Origin of the sequence: Myxococcus sp. CA040A (assembly GCF_013336725.1) — a bacterium.
GTDB lineage: Bacteria > Myxococcota > Myxococcia > Myxococcales > Myxococcaceae > Myxococcus > Myxococcus llanfairpwllgwyngyllgogerychwyrndrobwllllantysiliogogogochensis.
In genome coordinates, this window is record NZ_JABUMR010000004.1 from 372,192 (window position 1) to 394,405 (window position 22,214).

Sequence of the window (22,214 nt, forward strand, 5' to 3'; positions counted from 1 at the left end):
TCGCGGAGGGAAACATCATGAGCGAGTTCATCATCAAGCGATTCTCGACACCCGATGAGCGCCGGCCGTTCGAGGCGCACGGGCATGCGGACGTTCTCCAGTTCGACGGAGGGCGCACGGTGGGGATGGGCGTCTTCGAGCCCGGTTGGAAGTGGTCCCAGGACGTCAAGCCCATCGCTGGCACGGAGAGCTGCCAGGTGGCCCACTCCATCTACGTCGTCAGCGGAAGGATGGTGGTGAAGATGGACGACGGCGACGAGAACGAGATGGGGCCTGGGGACGTGGCCATCATCCCACCGGGGCACGACGCGTGGGTCATCGGCAACGAGCCCTGCCTCTGCGTCGACTTCGAGGGCATGGCGGAGTACGCGCAGCGAGAGGCCACGAAGTCGACCCGGTCCGGCATGACGCCCGAATCGGCGCCTGGCCTGCACTGAGTGAAGGGACTCGGAGGGCGCACGCACGGCACCTGGTGCCTGGGCCCTCCGCGCGAAGGAAGCGGCCCCGGTCCGGCTACAGCCGGGGGTCCACCGGCTCGCTCTCCAGCGCGAGCACGCCGAAGACACACTCGTGGACGCGCCGCAGCGGCTCCTTCCGGACGAAGCGCTCCAGTGCCTCCACCCCCAGCGCCAGCTCCCGCAACGCCAGCGAGCGCTTCGTGGACACCCCACGTTTGCGCAGACGCTCCAGGTGCTCCGGCGCGGTGTACTCCGGACCGTAGATGATGCGCAGGTAGTCCGGGCCCCGACACTTGATGGCCGGCTGGAGGACTCCCTTCTTGCCTCGGGCCACGTACGCGAGGGGCTTCACCACCATGCCCTCCCCGCCTCGCGAGGTCAGCGACTCCCACCAGCGCGTCGCGTCCTCGACGGCCCGCGCGTCGCTCAGTGACACCACACGATGGGACGTCGCCATGAGCCAATCCGGGTCCGCGCGACACACCTTCGCCAGCGTCTCCAGGTGCCACACATGGTCCTTGTCCACGTGCACCGCCCCTTCCGTCGCCAGCAGGTGGAAGGGCGCGAGCCGCACGTCCTCCAGCGACTGCACCGGCCAGCAATAGCGTCGGTAGGCCGCGACATACCGCTCCACGCCGTCCGCCCTCGCCTGGAGCCTGGCCCCAAGCCCCGCCACCTCCAGGCCTCGCGCCGCGGCCTGTGCCACCGCCGTTCGCGCCTCCGCCACTGACGCCAGGGCCGCCGCGCCCACCGCCGCGTACTGCTCGCGCACCAGCTCCCGGGCCTTCAGCGACCACGGCATCAGCTCGCAGTCCAGACAGGCCCAGTCCGTCCGGTGCTCCTCCCAGAATCCCGAGGACTCGAACGCCGAGCCCAGACGCGCCAGGAACGCGGCCTCCATCGCCGCATCCTGGAAGAAGCGTCGCCCGGTGCGCGTGTAGCAGGCTCCTCGCTCGTCGCCGTCGAGCCCGAAGCGCCGCCGGGCCACGTCCGCGTCCCGGCACAGCACGACGACCGCCCGCGAGCCCATGTGCTTCTCCTCGCACACCACCTGCTCCACGCCCTCCCGCTGGTAGTACGCGAAGGCCTCGGCCGGGTGCTCCAACAAGCCGGGGCGCTGGCTCGTCTCCGACGGCGACATGGTGGGCGGCAGGTAGATGAGCCACTTGGGGTGCAGCGCGAAGCGGCTCATCACCTCCAGCGCCGCCGTGGCGTTCTCCTCCTTCAGCGTGATGTTCTGAATCAGCCGCGTGGAGACGATGCGCTTGCCCAGCACGTCCGCGAGGTCGAGCACGTCGTCGTGTTGCTGCTGCGCCGTCAGGGCCGCGACGGGCATCTCGCGCGCGCCGAGCGGCTTCTTCGGCTCGCAATACATCCGCGCCGCCTGCACGGACACCACCTCCCGCTCCGGATAGCGCAGCGCCGTCAGCTTCCCGCCGTAGACACATCCCGTGTCCACGCAGAGGGTGTTGTTGAGCCACTCGGCCTCGGGCACCGGCGTGTGGCCGTACACCACCATGGCCTTCCCCCGGTACTCCGATGCCCAATCGTGGCGCACCGGAAGCCCGTACTCGTCCGTCTCTCCCGTCGTCTCACCGTAGAGCGCGAAGTCGCGGACCTTCCCCGAGCCACGTCCCTGCATCGACTCCTTCAGCCCCGCGTGCGCGACGACGAGCTTCCCGCCATCCAGCACATAGTGGGACACCAGCCCGTCAATGAACTTCACCACCTGGGCGCTGAACTCGGGCGGCTCGCGCTCCAACTGATCCAGCGACTGCGCCAGCCCATGCGTCACCTTGACGTCGCTGCCGCGCAGCTTGCGCATCAGCTTGACCTCGTGGTTGCCCGGCACGCACAGCCCGGTGCCCGCCTCCACCATCCCCATCACCAGCCGCAGCACCCCCACGACGCCCGGCCCCCGGTCCACCAGGTCCCCGAGGAACAAGGCCTTGCGTCCCTCGGGCGGACGCACGTCGAAGCCGGGAGACCCCTCCTCACGGCGCGACACCGCGTACCCCAGTCGCGTCAGCAGGAGCAGCAGCTCATCCAGGCAGCCATGGACATCGCCGATGATGTCGAACGGCCCCGCCTCATGCTTGCGGTTGTTCCACAGCGGCTGCCGCTCCAGCTCCAGGGACTCGAGCTGCTCGGGCTTCAGGATGTGGACATGGCGGAAGCCCTCGCGCTCCAGGCTCCTCAGCGAGCCGCGCATCTGCTGGAGCTGGTTGCGCACCACGCGCACGCCGAACTGCCTCTCCGGGCGGAGCTGGTTTCGGGCGTGGCACACCGCCTCCGGCACATCCAGGACGATGGCGACGGGCAGGACGTGAAACTCACGCGCCAGCGCCACCAACGGCTTGCGTGACTCCGGCTGCGTGTTCGTCGCATCGATGACCGTCAACCGGCCTCGGGCCAGGCGCTTCGCGGCGATGAACCGCAGCACGTCGAACGCGTCGCGCGTCGCATCCTGGTCGTTCTCGTCATCGCCGACATGGCCGCGGCAGGTGTCCGACGAGAGGACCTCCGTCGGTCGGAAGTGCGTGCGCGCGAAGGTGGACTTGCCGGAGCCCGAGGGACCGACGAGCAGGACCAGGGACAACTCAGGAATGGAGAGCTTCATCGTGAGAACACCGCCATCTGGGTCGGAGAACCGACCTCCGCATCCACCGCGCCCACGGGGACGAAGCGCACGCCGTAGCCGAAGCGCTCGGCCCGCCCTCGGGCCCAGGACTCGAACTGCGCGCGCGTCCACTCGAAGCGGTGGTCCTTGTGCCGGAAGCCACCCGAGGCCAGTCCCTCGAAGCGGACGTTGTACTCGGCGTTCGGGGTCGTCAGGACGACGACACCCGGACGGGCCCACTCGAACAGCACCCGCTCGAACGCTGCCAGCCGGGGCGGGTCCAGGTGCTCGACGACCTCCACCACCGTCGCCGCGTCGTACCCCGTCAGCCGCGCGTCGCGGTACAGCAGCGAGCCATGCAGCAACTGGATGCGCTGTCGTTGCAAGTCCGGGAGCCGCTCCAGCTTCAAGCGCTCGCTGGCGATCTCCAGGGCTCGGACGGAGACATCCATGCCGGTGATGCGCGTGAAGCGCCGCTCCTGGAGGAGCGCCCGGAGCAGCTTGCCCTCACCGCACCCCACGTCCACCACCGACGTGGCACCGTGCTCGACGAGCGCCGAGAGGACGGCCTCGCGCCGCTGCTCGTCCAGGCTCACCTTCCGCTCCAGCATCACCTCGCCGTCATCAGGCGCGGACGGAGCGTCTTCGGGCTCCGGGGCCTCGTCGCCTTCCGACAGCCGCGCCATGGCCTCGCGCGCGAGACTTCGCTGGTGACGCAGGTATCGCCGGGTGATGACCTCCCGCTCCGGATGTGACGCAAGCCAGCCCTCGCCGTGGCGCAGGAGCTTGTCGATTTCGTCCTCCGTCACCCAGTAGTGCTTGTCGTCGTCCAGCACGGGCACGAGCACGTACAGGTGGCTGAGCAGCTCCCCCAGCGGCAGCGTCGCATCGAGCGTCACCGTGAAGTAGCGGCTGTCACCCCACTCCGGCACTGTCGCGTCCAGCGCGTGCCGGGTCGCGGTGACGGTGTAGCCGAGCGGCTCGAAGAGACGCCGCAGGAACACCTCGCCTCCGCGACAGGGCAGCACGGACAGGCGCGCGGTGAGCGGCAACGGTCGCGCGGCCAGCTCGGGGCGCTCGCGGCTGCGCCCGGAGAGTGCAGCGCCGAAGACGCGCGACAGGGCCACGCTCAGGAACGACGAGGCCACATAGGGGCGGTCATTGACGTACTGCTCCAGGGAGCGGCCCTCGCCAGAAGACTTCTGTCGGTCCCGGACCAGCGCCACCGGGTCCACTTCCAACAGGAGCGCGGCCGTGCAGCGTTGCTCGGTGGCCTCCGGGTAGAAGACGTGCGCCAACCCGAACGACACGTCGAAGGACTGGGGTTTGTGCGGGCTCTTGTGCAGCAGGTAGCCCAGGTCTGTCGCGGGGGAGTGGGTCGTCGAGAGTGTCAGGAGCATTCAGTGCCAGATCCGGGTCGAGGCGATGAGTGTGTCGAGGTCGATGCGAAAGGCGCGAGTGCCTTCTCCACCGTAGAGCCAGGGACCGCGCCCGCACATCCAGGTCGGCTGCCACCGGGTACCGTCCGGGTCCACGAAGACGAAGGTGCCCGCCGGAGTCAGCGCCTCCTCGCGGCCACCGTGCAGGACGAACAGCTCGAAGGTGGAGCGCGCCGAATAGGAGCCTCCGAACAACACGTGCGTCGCCCCCACGGCGAGCGCGCTCGCCCCTGTGACAGGTGTCTTCCAGACCGCGGGACGCCCTCCCGTGCGCAGGCGGACCAGGGGAAAGTCCGTGTAGAAGTACAGCCACATCTCGTCATTGGAGGCGACGTTGAGCGCGTAGCAGTCGACGATGACATCGGTGCCCACGGCCCTCGCGTCGTACTCACTGAGGCGCTGGCCCCGCGCATCGAAGAGGACCAACCCGCTTCGTCCAATCGGCTCGCTGTCGATATCCCCGCGCCCCCACCCTCGATTGCCGAGCACGCCTTCGTCGAAGTAGCTCACCCACAGGCGCCCGTCGGCGGTGGCCTGCACGTCCTGGATGCCGTCGCCGAGGGTGAGTTCACGCGTCACACGCCCATCGCGGGAATAGACCACCGCGTTGCGTTCGTGCGCGTCCTTGTCGAGATAGCCGCAACGCCCGCCCACCAGCAGCAGCTCGCCCTCCGGCAGGGGCTGCACGAAATGGAAGTTGCGTCGGTTGGGCGGCAAGCGGACGCACTCGGGCGGAGCATCCGGCGAGGAGAAGCGCAGGACCTCGTAGGTCTGCGGCACATCCGCCAGCGACTTCGCGAAGGATGGGAGGCCCGGTGCGACCTTCTCCCGGTCATCCCGTTCTCCCTCCAGGGCCAGGAGCCACAGGTCGAAGTCGGGTCCGACGCCTTGGGCCATCAACTCCCGACCCGAGAGGGCCTCGGAAAAGTCGACGAAACACGGCACCTCGAGATGCGTCAACTCACGCTCGGTCATGGGTTTTCTTTCGCGCAGGGAGCCGAGGGGCCAGCTCCAGGAACCGTGTGCCGGGGGGCCGGTTTCGAGGCGTCGGACGCCGGGCGCGGAGACGACCTGACGCCCTCCCCCATCAACCCACCCGCATGCGCGACGGGCTCCTGCGCTAGGATTCCAGGCCCCCCCGCGCGCTTCGTTCCCTGCTTCGGAGTCCTTCATGTTGTCGCATCGCGCAGTCGCGCCGCTGCTCGTCCTCTTCCTGTTCACCGCCTGCTCGGATTCCGACCCCACACCCGGGCCCGTGGACAGCGGAACCAAGACGGATGCCGGCCCTGGTCACGACGGAGACCCTGACGGTGGCCCACCCCTGGATGGTGGCCCCGACACGGATGCGGGCCCCACGCTCGACGGCGGCCCCGACACGGATGGCGGCTTCACTCCAGACAGCGGCCCCGACCTGGATGGTGGGTTCGTTCCGGACGCGGGCCCCGACACGGACGGTGGCTCCACCACGCCTCCCGTCGTCCTCACGGAGACCCTGGCGGACACATACACGGGCGATCCCTACTCGCTCGCCCTGTCGGCGAGCGGTGGACTCGCGCCCCTGACCTGGGACGTCACCGCCGGAGCACTGCCCGCGGGCCTCACGCTCGGCACCAACGGCTCCCTCGCCGGCACACCCTCGGCGGCCGGTGATGCGACCTTCACCGTGCGCGTGCGGGACGCCTCGGGCGCGAGCGACACCGCCGACCTCGCCCTCTCCGTCTACGCGCGTCCTCGCATCGTGCAGTTCCAGCTCTCATCCCATGAAGTCGGCGAGAGCGTCTCGCTCACGCTGACCGTCGTCGGCGGCAAGGCCCCCATCACCTTCGCGCGCGTGGGAGACCTGCCTCCCGGCCTGACGCTGTCGGCGCAGGGACTCCTCCAGGGAACCTTCACCGAGGCGGGCCAGTTCAGCTTCGTCGTCTCGGCGACGGACGCCAATGGAAGGCAGGCGCAGTATGCCACCCAGCTCACCGTCCTCACCGCCTTCAGCGTCACCACCGCTTCACTGCCCGGAGCCACCCGGGATGCGGCCTACCAGTCCACCCTCGCGGCCACCGGAGGCGTCGAGCCCCTGAGCTGGGCCGTCACGATGGGCGCGCTGCCAGATGGCCTCACGCTGTCTTCGGAGGGTGTCCTCTCCGGGACGCCCACCGTGCAGGGAACGTTCGACCTCATCGTCACGGCGACGGACTCCACGGACCGCACGGCTTCGCGGAGCCTGGTGCTGACCATCTCCAGCTTCAGCCCACCGGTCTTCAAGGTGGGCCACTACAACCTCACCTATTTCGGCTCCGACACGCAGGGCCCCGTGAACTCGACGTCGCAGGGCGGCGCGCTGGATGACCTGCAGATCGCCTCCGCGCGCGACGTCATGCTCCAGGCGGGCGCCAACCTGTGGGGCATGGTGGAGATGGTCGACGTCGTCGACTTCGACACCCTCAAGGCCCAGCTCCCGGGCTTCAGCGGCTTTCTCTCCAACAACGCCAACTACGTCACCGGCAGCACCTCTCCGTACGGCGGCACCACGCAGAAGCTGGGCATCCTCTACGACAGCGCGCTCACCTTCCAGAGCGCGGAGCTGCTCCGTGTGGGCAGCGAGAGCGACTTCGGAAACCGCCCGCCCCTGCGCGTGAACTTCACCACCGAAATCCAGGGCACGCAGACGCCGCTCGTCGTCATCGTGGTCCACATGCGCGCGGAGAACGGCGTCGACACCAGCCCCCGCGCCGCCCGTGAGCGCGCGAGCGCCGCGCTGAAGGAGTACCTGGACCAGAACCTGCCGAACGAGCACGTGCTCGTCCTGGGCGACTGGAACGACGACGTGGACGAGTCCATCACCCTGGACCCCGGCACCCAGCAGCCCATGCCCACGCCGTACCAGAACTTCGTGTCGGACCCGAACGGCTACACCTTCATCACCCGTGAGCTGTCGCTGGCGGGCGACGACACGTCCATCGGCTTCGAGAACATGGTGGACCACACGCTGGCCAGCAACGAGGTGGCCGGCCGCTATGTCCCGAGCTCCGCCGAGGTCATCTACGCGGACGAGTGGGTCCCCGACTACTTGAACACCCTGAGCGACCACCGCCCCGTCGTCAGCACGTATGCGTTCAGCTCCGCGTCGGAGCCCTTCGTGCGGCTCAAGGAGCCCCACGGAGGCACCTTCCTCGCCGGCTCCGTGCTCCACATCCGGTGGCATGCCTGGGGTGTCGGTGACGTGCGCGTGGAAGCCACCACCGATGGTGGCACGACGTGGAGCGTGCTGGCCGCCTCGGTGCCCGCCGTCCAGGGCAGTCATGCGTGGACGCTGCCCGCCCTCTCCTCCACGAACACGCTCGTGCGGGTGGTGGACACGTCGAACGCCACCCTCTTCGACGAGAGCGACTCGCCGGTGACCATCGTCCAGGGCGCCAGCCGCGTCATCATCAACGAGGTGCTCGCCAACGAGCCCGCCGTCAACGGCAACAACAACCCCGCCTATGAGTTCGTGGAGCTGGTCAACGTCGGCGCCGTCGCCGTGGATATCTCGGGATGGAGCGTGTGGGACTCCGCCCTCTCGCGCCATGTCTTCCCGGCCGGAACCACGCTGGGCGCGGGCAAGGCCGTGGTCGTCTTCGGAGGGGCCGCGGGCATCCCTCCGGGCAGGACGAACGCGGTGAGGGCCTCCAGTGGAGCGCTCGGACTGAGCAACGATGGCGACACCGTGCGCTTGCGCAAGGCGGACAACACCGACGTGGACACGTACAGCTACGTCTCTCCCGCTGACAATGTGTCCGACAACCGCTCCCCGGATGCGGACCCGAACGGGGCCTTCGTGCGGCACACGTCGCTGCCCTCCGGCCTCAGCTCGTCCCCAGGGTTGCGCGCGGACGGCACCGCGTTCTGACGCACCGCGAAGGCGCTCGGGAATCCCCGGGCGCTCTCGCATCCTGGCTACACGAACGGTGCGGGGAGGAGTAGGAAGCGGGGCATGCGCACCCTGCTCTCCTCCGTGCTGCTCTGCCTGTTGGTGACTCCCTCGCTCGGCTCCGCCCAGACCGAGCGCACCCGCCCCCGCGCCAGGAACCTGGGCATCACCTTCGGTGGCCAGTCAGGTCCGCTCGGCGCCATCACCGATGTGCCCGGCGTGGAGGTGGGCCATACGACGCTCATCTCCGGCGAGGGGCGCATCGAGCCCGGAAAGGGCCCCATGCGCACCGGTGTCACGGCGGTGCTGCCCCGTGGCAGGGACGGCGTCGCGGAGCCGGTGTTCGCCGCCATCTACGCCCTCAATGGCAACGGTGAGATGACAGGCACCCATTGGATTCAGGAGTCCGGTGAACTCAATGGCCCGGTGATGATTACCAACACCAACGACATCGGCGCGGTGCGCGAGGGCGTCATCTCCTGGGCGATGGGCAAGGACCTCGCGTGGGACCTGGGGCTGCCCGTGGTGGCGGAGACTTGGGACGGGATGCTGAACGACCTCTATGGCTTCCACGTCAAGCCGTCGCACGCCATCCAGGCACTCGAGTCCGCACGCCCGGGCCCCATGCTGGAGGGCTCCGTCGGAGGCGGCACCGGCATGGTGTGCCACGGCTTCAAGGGCGGTATCGGCACCGCCTCGCGCAAGCTGCCGGAGTCCGCGGGCGGCTACACCCTGGGCGTGCTGGTGCAGTGCAACTACGGCTCGCGACGCCTCTTCTCCGTCGAAGGGGTTCCCGTCGGCGAGGAGCTGGCGGACCACAAGCCCTGTTATCTCGGCACGCAGAAGCCCGGCAGCCCGATGATGGGCTCCCTGACGTCCTGCGGCGCCACCGGCGGTCCGCCCGCGGTGCCCACTCCCTTCGAGGGCGCGGGCTCCATCATCATCATCGTCGCGACGGATGCCCCCCTACTGCCCCACCAGCTCGGACGGCTCGCGCGGCGCGTGCCGCTGGGCATCGCGAAGATGGGCGGACTGGGTGAGAACTACTCGGGAGACATCTTCCTCGCGTTCTCCACGCAGAGCCTCAAGCCCGCGGCCCAGGATCGTCCCGCCAACGTCGCGGTGCTCAGCAACGACAGACTCAATCCCCTCTTCGAGGCCACGGTCCAGGCCACACAGGAAGCCATCCTCAACGCGATGCTCGCCTCCGACACCATGACGGGCGCGGACAACATCCGCGTCTACGGCCTGCCCCCGGACGGACTGGTGAAGGCCCTGAAGAAATACGGACGGCTCACGCCCGCGCCCAAATCCAAGCAGCCCCCGGCAGGCAAATCCGGCCGATGAGTCCAGGCCCAGGACAGGAGTGTGCTCGGAGGTGCGCGCGAAACATTCAAGACAGGCGGACGGCCGAGCCTCGGCCTCTGTGAAACGGAACACTGTCATCTGTCGACATGTCGGTTGGGCGTGACGACGTCGTGACGTCCGTGATTAAGAAACGAGAATGCGCTTCTCCTTCTTCGCGACGCCCACCACCCTGAAGAAGCTCAACTCCCCCGAGCTGCCAAAAGTCCTCCTCGCCGGAGGATTCAACGGTTACTGGAACTTCGGGGACATCCTCATGCTGCAGGGGGTTGTCCGCTGGCACCGCGCGCGCCAGGAGTCAGCGGTCGTCGCCTCCCTGCATGAGCTGGGCAGGGTGACGGACCCGCAGTCCCTGAAACAACTTCCCTCGGTGCTCGGCACGGAGGACTTCGTCTTTTTCTCGGGCGCGCCCTGGGAGGAGGCGGACCGCTCGGCGAGGAGCCTGGGGTTGGAGCCCGTGTCCCCACTCCTGCTTCGGGGGCCCTGCCGCCTGCACGTCTATGGCGGCGGGTACTTCAACGGGCGCTGGGGGGACTCCATGCTGGAGCTCATCGAGACGGTGCTCCGCGCGTGGCTGCCGGGCCACTACGTCCTGTCGGGACTCCAGGTGGGGCCGGAGTTCGCCGGCCGCCTCGCGGCGCATGCGCGGCAGTGGCAGCCCGCGCTCATCGGTTGCAGGGATCCGGAGTCCACCGAGGCCCTCGTCGCTTGCGGCCTGGAAGCGCGCCTGTCTGGAGACGACGCGCTGGAGGAGTTGGATCGCGCGGGCGCGCAGGCCTCACGCGGCGAACCCCGCACGCCTGGCGCCGGACGCTTCGCGCTGCACATGAACCTCTCCACGTATGTCTACACGAACGTGGGAGAGGACCCGGCGCTGATGCCCACGCCCACCACGTTGATGAACGGGCAGCTCCAGGCGCTGCGGGCGCGCTTCGGAGAGGACGCCTCGCCCGTCGTCCTCAACGCGTACATCGATGAGCGGCCCGTGGTGGAGGACAGCGTCGCGGCCATGCGCAAGACGTCCTTCCCGGAGTACTTCCCTCGCGCGGACGTCATCGACCTGGTGGGCCTGCTCTTCCAGGGACGACTGCATCAGGCCGTCGAGCAAATCCAGCAGGGCGAGGTGCTCTTCGCCTCGTCCTACCACGTCACGTTGCTGGGCAAGGTCGCCGGAGTGCCCACCCACCTGTTCGCCTTCAACGACTACTACCGCCAGAAGAAGGCGGGGCTCGCGGAGACGGAGGGTTCGCTCGCGGAGTTCCTCGCGAGCGACTGGAGCCAGTCCCTGGCCCGAGGCACGGAGTACATCGAAAGCCAGCGGGCGCTGCGCCGCGAGTGGCTGGAGCGACTGGCGGTCAGCCTGGAGCTGCCGACGCCGGACGTGAGCTGGGTGTCGCGCGCGTCCCTGTGGATGGAGGACTTCCGCCAGGAACTCCAGCAGGCGCGGCTCCAGCGGGCCGAGGATGCCCAGGCGGCCCAGGCCGCCGCGAGGGAAGCGGAGATGCGCCACCAGGCACTGCTCGAGCGCGGCGAGGCCACGGAGGCCCGGCTGCGGGAGCTGGAGCAGCAGCGCACGCGGTGGGAGGCGGAGCAGTTGGAGCTGCACACCCTGCGGGCACGGCTCGCCGCGCGCGAGGAGGAGCGGGAGGAGCTGTTCTCCCTGCGTGAGCAGCTCGCCGCGCGCGAGCAGGAGCTGCGCGCCTTCGCCGAGCGGGAGGAGGAGCTGCGGGCCAGCTACGAGGCCCTGCTCACCACCGAGCCCCCGCTGCGCCACCGGCTGGTGGACGACCTGAATGACCGCCTCATCAAGGCCGGTGGCCCGCGCGCCCACCGCGCCATCAAACAGCTGGTGCGGGCCACGGTGAAGCGCGGCAAGTAGCTACGGCGCTGGTGCGTGGGACGAAGCCCCCTTCTTTCCGGCGGGGGGCTGCTGTCCCGCCACCCACGCGTCGACCTTGCGCTCGAGCACGTCCAGCGGCAGCGAGCCCCCGAGCAGCACCACGTCGTGGAACTCGCGCACGTCGAAGCGCGAGCCCAGCGCCTGCTCGGCGCGCGTGCGCAGCTCCTGAATCTTGAGCTGCCCCACCTTGTACGCGAGCGCCTGCCCGGGCCAGGCGATGTAGCGGTCCACCTCGTTGGTGATGTCCAACGCCTGGCGGGGCGCGTTCTCCATGAAGTAGTCGAGGGCCTGCTGGCGCGTCCACTGCTTCACATGCATGCCGGTGTCCACGACGAGGCGGACGGCGCGCCACATGTCATAGGAGAGCTGGCCGAACTTGTCGTAGGGGTCCGCGTAGAGGCCCAGCTCGTCCCCCAGCGTCTCGCAGTACAGCGCCCAGCCCTCGCCATAGGCCACGTAGTAGCCGTAGCGACGGAACTCAGGCAGCCCCAGTTGCTCGGTGGCCAGTGCCGTCTGGAGGTGATGTCCGGGCACCGCCTCGTGCAGCGTGAGGGGCACCATCTCCCAGAGCGGGCGCGTCTCCGGGCGGTAGAGGTTCACCAGGTACGTGCCGGGACGCGAGCCGTCCGACGCCGCCGGGTAATAGAAGCCCGTCGTCACGTCGGGGGCCATGGCCTCCGGTGTCGCCTCCACCGCGTAGGGCTGGCGCGGCAGCGTCTTGAACAGGCGCACCAGCAGCGGGTCAATCCGCTTGGACAGGGCCCGGTAGCGCATCAGCAGCTCGTCGCCGGTGCGGGCGTAGAAGCGCGGGTCCGTGCGCAGGAATTGGAAGAACTCCGCGAGCGAGCCCTGAAAGCCCGTCCGCTTCATGATGGCCTCCATCTCCCCTCGGATGCGCTTCACCTCCGCCAACCCCTGGGTGTGGATCTGCTCCGGCGTCAGCGCGGTGGTCGTGTACTTGCGCGCGAAGAAGCCATACATCTCCACGCCGTCCTGCCACTGCCCGACGCCCACGGCCTCGGGCGCGCCCGGGAGGTACTCGGCGGTGAGGAACTGGTGGAAGCGCCGCAGCGCGGGCACCACGCCCTCGCGCACGGCCTTCCGGCCCGCCTCCGCCAGACGCTGCTGCTCCGTCGCGGGGAGCTTCTCGGGGAAGCGCAGGAAGGGGCTGTAGAAGCCGCTCTTCGTCGGGTCCTCCACGAGCTGCCGCTCTATTTGAGGCGGGATGCGCTGGAGGATGACGCGCGGATGCACCTTCTTCTGGCGCAGACCCTCGCGCATCAGCGCCACCACCTGGTCCACATAGGTGCCGAAGCCCTGGAGCCGGACGAGCCAGTCCTCGTAGTCCTTCACCGTCTCGAAGCGCAGCGTGTCCGCGAGCTGGTAGGCCGTCTGCACGCCGGGGGGCTGCTTGATGCCCTCGGGGATGCCTCCCATCTGATTCGTGGGCAGCAGGTACCAGCCGAAGCGGTGCTCCTCCACCCACGTCTCGTGGTCCCTGCGGAACAGGTCCAGGTTGAGCTGGTCCTCGGCGGACAGGCGCGCGCGCTCCACCTTCTTGAGCTTCTCCAGCACCTGTCGCGAGTGCTGGTGGTCCGCCTGGATGGCCGCGAGGCTCAGGTCATCCCAGCGCTCGTTCCAGCGACGGTCGCCCTGGACGGACGCGTACGTCGGACTGTGCTCGAGCTGGTACTGCCAATCCTGCTCGATGAGGGCACGCAGCGTGCTGGCCGCGTCCGGCTTCTTCGCCTCGGCATCCACGGACGTCATCAGGAGAACTCCCAGGGTGGTGAGTTGGAGCCACTTCACGAGAACAGCTCCAGCAGGTCTTCACGGGTGATGGCCGCGGCGCCGGCGGCCTCGCTCAAGGCCGCTTCCATCAGCGCGCGCTTCTTGTCCTGGAGTCCGAGGATGCGCTCCTCGACGGTGCCCTGGGACACCAGGCGGTACACGTTGACGGGCCGCTCCTGACCGATGCGGTGCGCGCGGTCCGCCGCCTGCGCCTCCACGGCAGGGTTCCACCACGGGTCCACCAGGAAGACGTGGTCCGCCGCCGTGAGGTTCAAGCCCGTGCCGCCCGCCTTCAACGACATGAGCAACACCGGCGGGCCGTCCTCCGACTGGAAGCGGGAGGTGACGTCGCCGCGATTCACCGTGGTGCCGTCCAGCCGGTCGAACCCGATGCCCGCCTGCTTCAGCGCCGGCTCGATGAGGTCCAGGAGCGAGGTCCACTGGGAGAACACGAGCGCCTTGTGGCCCTCCGACACCGCGGTGTCGAGCGCGTCCACCAGCGTCTCCACCTTCGACGACGAGGTCGCCTTCTGACCGGGGACGAGCGCCGGGTGGCACGCCGCCTGTCGCAGTCGCAGGAGCGCCTCCAGCGCCTTGAGCACGCTGCCGCCCTCGTTGAGCAGGGCGACCACTTCCTTGCGCGTCGCCGCCATCACCGAGTCGTAGATGGAGCGCTCGCGCTCATCCAGCGACACGTGCATCACCGACTCGATGCGCGGGGGCAGCTCCGGCGCGACGTCCCGCTTGAGCCTGCGCAGCACGAAGGGGCGGATGCGACGGCGCAGGTCCGCGGAGACCGCCGCGTTGCCCTCGGAGATGGGGCGCGACACCTTCTCCTCGAACTGCCGCCGTCCCCCGAGCAGGCCCGGGTTGGTGAAGTGCATCAAGCTCCACAGCTCGTCCAGCCGGTTCTCCAGCGGCGTACCGCTGAGCGCCAACCGGAAGTTGGACTTGAGGCCGAACGCGGAGCGCGCGACCTGGCTCTCCGGATTCTTGATGGCCTGCGCCTCGTCCAGCACCAGGGCGGCCCACTCCCTGGCGCCCAGCGCCGCCGCGTCCAGTCGCAGAATCGAGTATGTGGTGAGCGTCACGTCGGCCGCCGGGTCCAGTTCGCGGCCGGGGCCGTGGTAGACGCAGACGCTCAACGACGGTCGGAAGCGCTTGAGCTCCGCCACCCAGTTGGGCAGCACGCTGGTGGGACAGACGACGAGCGATCGCGGCCCCAACACGCAGATGGTCTGCAGCGTCTTTCCCAGGCCCATGTCGTCCGCGAGGATGCCGCCCAGGCCCGCGCTCTTGAGGAAGCCCAGCCAGCTCACACCCGTCTGCTGGTAGTGACGCAAGGACGCGTTGAGGTCGTCCGGCAACACGGGCGGCGGCAGCTTCTCGAAGCCCTCGACGAGCGGCGCCAGCTTGTCCAGGCCCGGAGGAGGCGGCTGCTCCAGCGTCTCGCACAGCGAGGAGAGCTGCGGCAACGCGTGGTTGGAGACGCGGCCGTCCGGCTGACGCGCGGCGAGCAGGTCCGCCACGCGCTGACCATGCTTGTCCAGCCACGCGCGCGGCAAGGGCGCCCAGCCCCCTCCCACCAGCGGCACCAGCCCCAGTCCTTCCTGCCACGCCCGGACGACGGCCGCCGCGTCCACCGAGCGGGCCTCGCCGCCCTTGCCACCCTCCACCTGGAACTCGAGCGTGAAGCGCACCTGCGGGATTCCCGCGCCATCCCCCGCGGACTCCACCGAGAGCGATGGACGCAGCCGCACATCCGGACTCACCACGGACGCGCCGTCACCAGCCAGGTCTCCGCCCCACCGTCGCAGCCGGTCCGCCCAGCGCACCATCTCCGGGCCCTGCACCGTCACCCGACGGCCGGGCACCAGGTTCAGCTCCTCGCGGAGGTCGTGGATGAGCCGCTGCTCCACCGCCTCGTCGCGCAGCGGCACCGCGCCGCGCAGGTACACCATCTTCCCGTTGTCGATGCGCACCGTCGGCGGCGCGCCGTAGACGAGCGTGGGCAGCACGGACAGGCCCGACTCAAGCTGGTTCAGCTCCAGCAGGATGCGCGGCTTGAGTTCGCGGTCGATGGACGGCACACGCTTCGTGCGCACCTCCACCGGCATCCGGCGGCCCAGCTCCGGCAGCACCTTCGACGTCAGCTCGCCGAGGTTCTCCGCGCTGTACGTGCGGACGATGGGGAGGTTCTGGAGCCACGGCCCCGTCATGCCCGTCTCACCCATGCGGGCCAGTGCGTCTCCCACGCGGGCCACGCCGGGGCTCACGACTTCGGACACGCGCGAGTCGCGCGCCACCGTCACCACGAGCTGCCCGCCGCGCTCCTCGACCAGCGCCCGGGGCACCACCACCTCGTCGGGGATGGCGACGGGGCGACCGTCCAACAGGACGTTGCGCGCCTGCACCAGCACCTTGAGCAACGCGTCGAGCGTCTCCGGGTTGAGCGTGCCGCGCGTGCGGCGCTGCTCCAGGATGCGGTCGGCGAGCAGGTCCGCCTGCTCCACCTGGAGCTTCGCGGCCTGCGCGGGCTTCGCGATGTACGAGGTGAGGCTGCCCTCCAGCGCCTCTTCCTTGCCGTCCGCGTGGGCCAGCGTGCGCTTGAGCTGGAGGCCGTCCCCCGTGCGCGTGAAGTGATAGGCGATGCGAGACCAGCGGGTCGCCGCCGTCTGCATGGGCGCGTCCTCCCGCTCCGCCTGTTGGAGCGAGATGGCCGCCGCGACGACATGCTCACACGGGTCCACGAGGCTGGGGCAGTCACACTCCCAGGCGTCGTCGGCGGGATAGAGGGCCACCGTGAAGGGGACCGGGCGCCCCGCCGAGCGGACCCTCAGCTCCAGCTCGCTGTCCGTCTTCGACTGGAGGACCACGGCCCCGTCACGGGCGAGACCCACGCCTTTGGACCAGAGACCGGGGCGGGCTTCCTTCCGAACGGCTTCGAGCAGCTTGGCGAATGCGGACATGGGAGTGTCGACTCCCTACGCCCCCGGGGTGCGCCGCGCAACGGCGATGCGCACCCCGGCTCCCTCGCTCAGCCGCAGGTCAGCGTCCAACGGCAGGTATTAGACAGGCATTCCTTGCCATACAGGCACGTTGCCCCCTTGGCCTTCTTCGGCTGACACTTGCCGCTGTTGAGCCCCCAACCGCAGTACTGGGTGCTCGCGCAGTCGGTCTCCTGGTCGCAGATGCAGGTGCCCGCGCTGTTGCAGCCGGACGCGGTGCATGCGTCGCTGACGCACTCCTCCTTGAAGCGGCAGGACTCGCCCACCGCCTTGGAGTCCGGCGCGTAGTGCTCGCCGCACAGCACCGGGTACGCGGCCTCGCGCGTGCCCTTGTCCACGTAGGTGGCCACGCCCGCGGTGTCGATGTCCGCCGCCGCGTCCGCCATGCCCGTGCGCGGATTGGACGCGCGCTCCCACACCTTGAGGAAGGCCTCCGCCGAGCCGGACAACCCCGTGGTGTTGGCGCCCACGCGGCCCAGGTCCTTCAGCAAGTCAGGCAGGTAGCCCACGTGCGCGAGGCCGAACTCGTCGAAGCCCGTGCCCAGGCGCGCGGGACCGGAGACGTTCTGCTGACGCAGGTGCGCATCCGCCTCCGCCTGGAACGTCGCGGAACACGCGCCGTTGTTGCCGAAGCGCGGACGCGTCTGCTGGATGAAGCCGTTGAGGTCCGCGCCGAAGGCCATGGGGACCTTGAGGCCCTGGCGACCGAACTCGACGGCCTGGGCCAGCGAGCGCGTGGAGCCATGGCAGTTGTTGGCGACGCCGGAGCGCGTGTACGCGCGCGTCTCGTCATGCGCGGTGCGCAGGCCGAAGATGCCACCCGTCTGGCGCAGGTAGCGCACCACCCACGCGGGCGTCGTCTTCTCGTCGTCGGCGAGCTTCGGGTTCATCACCTCGCGGAAGTGGCCGTGGGAGATGACCAGCGGGTAGTAGGTGTTCGCCTGGGCGACGGCGAAGGCGTCCTGGAGGCCCTTCTCCGACAGGTGGGCCACGTCGATGAGCATGCCCTTGCCCATCATCGTCTGGAGCAGCGCCTTGCCGTCCGTGGTGAGGCCCTTGGTGTTGCGGCAGTTGCCGGCCGCGTCGCGGTACACATCGAAGCCCAGCGTCATCGTGTCCGTCGTCACGCCGCAGTCGGTGTCGATGTGGCAGTTCTCCGTGAACTGCGCGGCCTGGAAGATGGCGTTGTGCAGCGCCGCGCCGCCGAAGCGGTTGTCCAGCTGGTGCACCGGCTGGAGCGAGCGGACGCCCAGGGCGTGGAAGCGGTCCAGCTCCAGGCGCCAGTCCTTGGTGCCGAACAGCTTGCTCGTCTCGATGGAGAGCACCATGGCCAGCTTGCCCGAGGCGATGATGCTGCGCGCGTGCGACGGCGTCAGGGCGATCTCCACCCAGTCGGTGCGCGCGTCGAAGGCCCGCGCCATCTGGAGCTGCAGCTCCACGTCCACCATCTCGTCACACGGCCGGGAGATGTTCTGGTACGGCAATGCCTTGCAGAGGAACTCGTTGCTGACCAGCGACACCATGACCAGGGACATGCCGCCCTGGTGCGCCTGCCGCAGCCACCCCTCCCACGACTGCTGATGCGCGATGGTGTCCCAGCGCGGCCACTGCGTGTTCACCGACATGCGCCCCAGGTGGATGCCCGTGTCGCCCTCGGTGCCCTCGATCTTCCCGATGAACTCCGAGCCCACCGCGCCGCCCAGGCCAAAGAACGCCGCGAGCAACGGGTTGCCGCTCAGGTCCACCCCGGGGCAGAGGTTGAGCAGGTTGCTCAGGTCCATGCGCACCCGGGCATGGTCACTCTCCGGCAGGCCACCGTCACAGCTCACCAGCGAGCCGGCGTGGCTGCCGTGGAACCACCCGCCGCCGAACGCCTCCTCCGCGAACATGTGGTGGTGCAGCTCCGCGAAGCCCGGCGCGGCCAGGGGCTGCGTCTGGGCCTCGGTGGCGACCTCGACGGGAGCCTCACCCTCCTGCACGGGGCCACACGCGAGCCCGAGACAGAGGGTGAGAGGAAGGAGGGCCAGGGCTCCCTGGCGCCGACGGTGCTGAGACATGAACATGGAGGGGGATTCCTTCTGGGATGCGGGGGCGGACGGCTCCGCCTTCGCGCCCGGGAGGATACTCCCCGCACGACGGGCATATCGAGCAATCCACGCCCACCTCGAGACCGTGGTTTCAGGGGACGTCTCCGTGCGTCACGAGGAGTCGCCGGCCTGGAAGCGGCGGGCGCCGGGGTGTCGGTCCAATGACAGGCGCGTCTGGACCCGGTTGACGGCGTGGAGCGGAACAACAGACACAGTGCGGTAGGGCGGGCGCACATCCGCGCTACCAGAGCCATGCTGATACGATTGTCCTCGCCCATGGCGTCCCGCACTGGCGCGAGGTCGGCCGGGGTCTCGAAGGAGCAGTCATGTCCCTGCGCCGTGTCCTCCCGTGGAGTCTCGCCCTCCTGTTGTCCTTCACCACGGCCGCCTTCGCCGAGCCGGCCACCACCGAGGTTCTCGCGCCCGAGTCCAGCGAACCCCAGGACGCGGCGAGTCTGGTCTGTGTCGCGGTCCGGTGCTCGACGGTGAGCGAGTGCTGGGCCGCGTGCCCTGGCGCGAGCAGCGTGAGCTGCGTCAGCAATGGGTGTCGATACACCCTTCCTGGTGGTGGTGGTGGCGGCGGTGGAGGCCCGTGGTGCGAGCTGACGCGGTGCAGCGACGACGCCGACTGCGTGTGCAAGGGGCAACAGGGTTACTGCGAAGCCCGCGCCTGTCGGTACTGAAGTCGAGGTGCGCCTTGGGCCGTCCTCGCGGCGGCCCGAGGCAAGGCGGTATCCTCGTGCGCCGCACCTGGAACGCGTTCCGCGGTCCGGTGCGCCACAAGGGCTTATGCACCTGGACGACTACACGCGATACGACGCGATGGGGCTGGCGGAGCTGGTACGTCGCAAGGAAGTGACTCCGACGGAGCTGACGCAAGCGGCGCTCGCTGCCATCGCCCGCGTCAATCCGAAGCTGAACGCGGTCATCGACGTCCGGGAAGCGGACGCGCGGGCCGCCGTGCAGAAGGGGCTTCCCCAGGGTCCTTTCACCGGGGTGCCCTTCCTCATCAAGGACCTGGCGCTGCATGCGGCGGGCGTCCCGACGGACCTGGGGAGTCGGCTGACGCGCGGACTGATGCTGCCGTTCGACTCCGTGTTGATGGAGCGCTTTCGCCGCACGGGCGTGGTGTTGCTGGGCCGGACGAACACGCCGGAGTTCGGCAACAACGCGACGACGGAGCCGGTGCTGCATGGCCCCACGCGCAACCCATGGGATTTGGGACGCAGCTCCGGTGGCTCCAGTGGAGGCTCGGCGGCGGCGGTGGCGGCGGGCATCGTCCCGGTGGCCCATGGCAATGATGGCGGCGGCTCCCTGCGCATTCCCGCCGCCCTCTGTGGAGTGTTCGGCCTGAAGCCCACGCGCGGGCGCAACTCCGTGGGGCCCAATTCGGGCGAGGCCATCAACGGCCTGGGCGTGGAGCATGTGGTGACGCGCTCGGTCCGCGACAGCGCGGCGATGCTGGATGCCACCCACGGTCCCGCGGTGGGCGACCCGCACTACGCGCCGCCGCCGGAGCGGCCCTATCTCAATGAGGTCCGGCGGGAGCCGGGGCGGCTGCGCATCGCGATTTCGAGGAGGCCGGCGTCCGGAGGGCCCGTGAGCCCCGACAACGTCGCGGCGGTCGAGGACGCCGCGAAGCTATGCGCCTCCCTGGGGCACGACATCGTCGAGGCCGCGCCCGTCTATGACGACGCCGCGCTGGTGGAGGCGATGGTGACGGTCTGGTCCTCGACCAACGCGGCCCTGGCGGGGATGCTGGGCGGGGCCCTGGGACGTCCCGTGGGCCCGGACACGCTGGAGGCCACCACCTGGGCGGCGGTGCAGCATGGCCGTTCGCTGAAGGCGACGGATCTCCAGGCGGCGCTGGGAGTGTTCAATCAGGTCAGCCGCGCCGTGGGCGCGTTCTACGTGGACCATGACCTGCTGCTGACGCCCACGGCGGCGGTGCCGCCCTACCCGCTGGGCGCGATGGATTCCAACAAGCCGATGAGCGCTGGCGAGTGGTACCGCCACGTGTTCTCGATGATTCCCTTCACCGCGCTCTACAACGTGACAGGACAGCCCGCGATGTCCGTGCCGCTGCACTGGAACGCGCAGGAGTTGCCCATCGGCGTGCAGTTCGTGAGCCGCTTCGCGGATGAGGCCACGTTGTTCCGCCTCGCGGGACAGTTGGAGGAGGCACGTCCGTGGTCCGTGCGCCGGCCTCCCGTGCATGCGGCGCGGGACGCCTGACACGCCCTTGAGTGAGCGGGCTGGGCCTCTCGAGGAAGAGAGGCTCAGCGCGGGAGCGGCAGGTATCGACCGAGCCCGTCCATGACCAGGCTCTCGATGCGCACCACCGTGCGCTTCGGGCCAACCTCCAGCCTGTCGAACTTCGTGAGGACGGAGAGGAACGGCGTCTCCCGCTTTCGCTCTCGAATCTCCGACCAGGGAATGAACAGGGGAGGATGGAAGGGCATGAAGACGGGAATCATCGAGATGTAGAGGCCATCCTCGTCCGCCCCCACGGTGAGCGAGTTCCTGTAATGGACCCAACCCATCCGCCCCGTGACACCACTGATGGCGCCCCTCGGCATGGGTTCGTCCGTGCGAAACCTCCGCGCGAGCCAGAACCAGCCCCCCTTCAGCGACGAGAAGAGCGCCAACGCCAGCAGGCCCACCACAAACAGCGGAATGCCCAACCAGAGCGGAATGGAGGTCGCGGCCAGCAGAAACACGGAGGGTGTCTCCATCATCGTCACTCTCCCTGCCGAGGCGCGCGTGCCCAGACCACATCCCAGATGGACGCAGGGGACGAAAACCCAGGCACCACGAGCCGGACCAGCACTTCCGTGGAGGCCACCTGGGCGCCCTGACTCCGAGCCTCCGCGAACAAGCCTCGGAGCAGCGCGGGCCCATCCACATACACCGCGGACAAAAGCCCGGACTCGCCCACCGGAGCCGGCGGCGAGACGTCCGGGTCACGAGGCTTCAAGCCCCAGGCCTCGAGGATGTCGCGGTACAGTTCATCCAGGTCATACAGCGGAGCATGAATCCCCAACGCGCCACACGGACAATCCCAGCCAAAGCCCCGAGCCAATCCACCCTGGTCCAGCATTCGGCCCCGCGCGGCCTCTCCACAGAGGCCACACTTCACTGAACCCACCTCGCCTGTGAGCTCATGCCGGGCGTCGAAGGTGATGCTCAGCGTTTCCATCAGTTCGCCGGGGGCAGGTAGAAGTCGAGGGATTCCGTCACGGCGGCCCGGAGCCGAATCCGGGTGGAGTGCTCCCCCGCCCGAAACGTGTCGCGCTTCACGAAGAAGAACGACGTGACCTCCCTGTCATGAATCTCCGACCAGGGGATCCGCAGCGGGGGATGAAAGAGTCGGAAGATGAGATTCGGCACCAGGTAGAGCCCCTGCGCATCGCCGCCCACGGCAAGACAGCTCTTGTAGTCGATCCAGCCGATCTTCCCCGTGGTGAAGTTCCGCATGTCACTCGGGGCGGGCCCGTCCGCGCGGAACTGCCTGGCGAGTCCATGCCAGCCACTCATCCACGACGCCACGCGCAGGGCCAACGCGAACCCCACGACGAGCAGGAGCGTGGCTCCCCAGGGATGCGTCTTGACCAGGAGTTGGAGGAAGGACGAGGGCAT

Annotated in this window: 15 protein-coding genes; 6 read left to right on the forward strand and 9 right to left on the reverse strand. The window is 69.1% G+C overall.

What is annotated here, in order from left to right; translation table 11 throughout:
• Positions 1-17: 17 nt before the first annotated feature.
• Positions 18-437: a cupin domain-containing protein gene (locus tag HUA75_RS18580; RefSeq protein WP_141640916.1), complete on the forward strand. Its 420-nt coding sequence runs from the start codon at positions 18-20 to the stop codon at positions 435-437.
• 76 nt (positions 438-513) lie between these two features.
• Here the strand turns inward: HUA75_RS18580 and HUA75_RS18585 are convergent, their stop codons facing one another.
• From HUA75_RS18585 to HUA75_RS18595, 3 genes are read right to left on the reverse strand one after another with little or no spacing between them, the layout of a single operon-like run.
• Positions 514-3,078, reverse strand: a complete 2,565-nt coding sequence (locus tag HUA75_RS18585; protein ID WP_174487174.1) for a polynucleotide kinase-phosphatase — start codon at positions 3,076-3,078, stop codon at positions 514-516.
• Positions 3,075-4,478, reverse strand: a complete 1,404-nt coding sequence (locus tag HUA75_RS18590; RefSeq protein ID WP_174487175.1) for a 3' terminal RNA ribose 2'-O-methyltransferase Hen1 — start codon at positions 4,476-4,478, stop codon at positions 3,075-3,077. The genes HUA75_RS18585 and HUA75_RS18590 overlap by 4 nt, the downstream gene beginning before the upstream one ends.
• Complete coding sequence (locus HUA75_RS18595) at positions 4,479-5,492, reverse strand: hypothetical protein (RefSeq protein ID WP_174487176.1); 1,014 nt, start codon at positions 5,490-5,492, stop codon at positions 4,479-4,481.
• Between the two features lie 196 nt (positions 5,493-5,688).
• Between HUA75_RS18595 and HUA75_RS18600 the strand changes: the two genes are divergently transcribed.
• From HUA75_RS18600 to HUA75_RS18610, 3 genes are all read left to right on the forward strand, one after another.
• A complete protein-coding gene (locus tag HUA75_RS18600; RefSeq protein ID WP_174487177.1) occupies positions 5,689-8,403 on the forward strand; it encodes a putative Ig domain-containing protein in 2,715 nt (904 codons plus the stop codon).
• An 84-nt stretch (positions 8,404-8,487) separates the two neighbouring features.
• Positions 8,488-9,771, forward strand: a complete 1,284-nt coding sequence (locus HUA75_RS18605) for a P1 family peptidase (RefSeq protein WP_174487178.1) — start codon at positions 8,488-8,490, stop codon at positions 9,769-9,771.
• Positions 9,772-9,928: 157 nt separating this feature from the next.
• Positions 9,929-11,668: a hypothetical protein gene (locus HUA75_RS18610; protein WP_174487179.1), complete on the forward strand. Its 1,740-nt coding sequence runs from the start codon at positions 9,929-9,931 to the stop codon at positions 11,666-11,668.
• Here HUA75_RS18610 and HUA75_RS18615 read toward each other — a convergent pair whose 3' ends face one another.
• The 3 genes from HUA75_RS18615 to HUA75_RS18625 all read right to left on the reverse strand — a co-directional run bounded on the left by HUA75_RS18615 (position 11,669) and on the right by HUA75_RS18625 (position 18,545).
• Positions 11,669-13,459: a DUF885 family protein gene (locus tag HUA75_RS18615; protein ID WP_141640932.1), complete on the reverse strand. Its 1,791-nt coding sequence runs from the start codon at positions 13,457-13,459 to the stop codon at positions 11,669-11,671.
• 35 nt (positions 13,460-13,494) lie between these two features.
• Positions 13,495-16,449 (reverse strand): DEAD/DEAH box helicase, encoded by a 2,955-nt coding sequence (locus HUA75_RS18620; protein ID WP_174487180.1) that lies wholly within the window; start codon positions 16,447-16,449, stop codon positions 13,495-13,497.
• A 68-nt stretch (positions 16,450-16,517) separates the two neighbouring features.
• Positions 16,518-18,545 (reverse strand): membrane dipeptidase, encoded by a 2,028-nt coding sequence (locus HUA75_RS18625; protein ID WP_254627666.1) that lies wholly within the window; start codon positions 18,543-18,545, stop codon positions 16,518-16,520.
• A gap of 356 nt (positions 18,546-18,901) precedes the next feature.
• Here HUA75_RS18625 and HUA75_RS18630 point away from each other — a divergent pair, with 356 nt between their 5' ends.
• Positions 18,902-19,258, forward strand: a complete 357-nt coding sequence (locus HUA75_RS18630; RefSeq protein WP_174487182.1) for a hypothetical protein — start codon at positions 18,902-18,904, stop codon at positions 19,256-19,258.
• A 106-nt stretch (positions 19,259-19,364) separates the two neighbouring features.
• Positions 19,365-20,810, forward strand: a complete 1,446-nt coding sequence (locus HUA75_RS18635) for an amidase (RefSeq protein ID WP_174487183.1) — start codon at positions 19,365-19,367, stop codon at positions 20,808-20,810.
• Between the two features lie 44 nt (positions 20,811-20,854).
• Here HUA75_RS18635 and HUA75_RS18640 read toward each other — a convergent pair whose 3' ends face one another.
• From HUA75_RS18640 to HUA75_RS18650, 3 genes are read right to left on the reverse strand one after another with little or no spacing between them, the layout of a single operon-like run.
• Positions 20,855-21,313: a hypothetical protein gene (locus HUA75_RS18640; protein WP_141640905.1), complete on the reverse strand. Its 459-nt coding sequence runs from the start codon at positions 21,311-21,313 to the stop codon at positions 20,855-20,857.
• Positions 21,314-21,315: 2 nt separating this feature from the next.
• Positions 21,316-21,774, reverse strand: a complete 459-nt coding sequence (locus HUA75_RS18645; protein WP_141640904.1) for a hypothetical protein — start codon at positions 21,772-21,774, stop codon at positions 21,316-21,318.
• On the reverse strand, positions 21,774-22,214 hold the full coding sequence (locus HUA75_RS18650) for a hypothetical protein (RefSeq protein ID WP_141640903.1): 441 nt from the start codon (positions 22,212-22,214) through the stop codon (positions 21,774-21,776). The genes HUA75_RS18645 and HUA75_RS18650 overlap by 1 nt, the downstream gene beginning before the upstream one ends.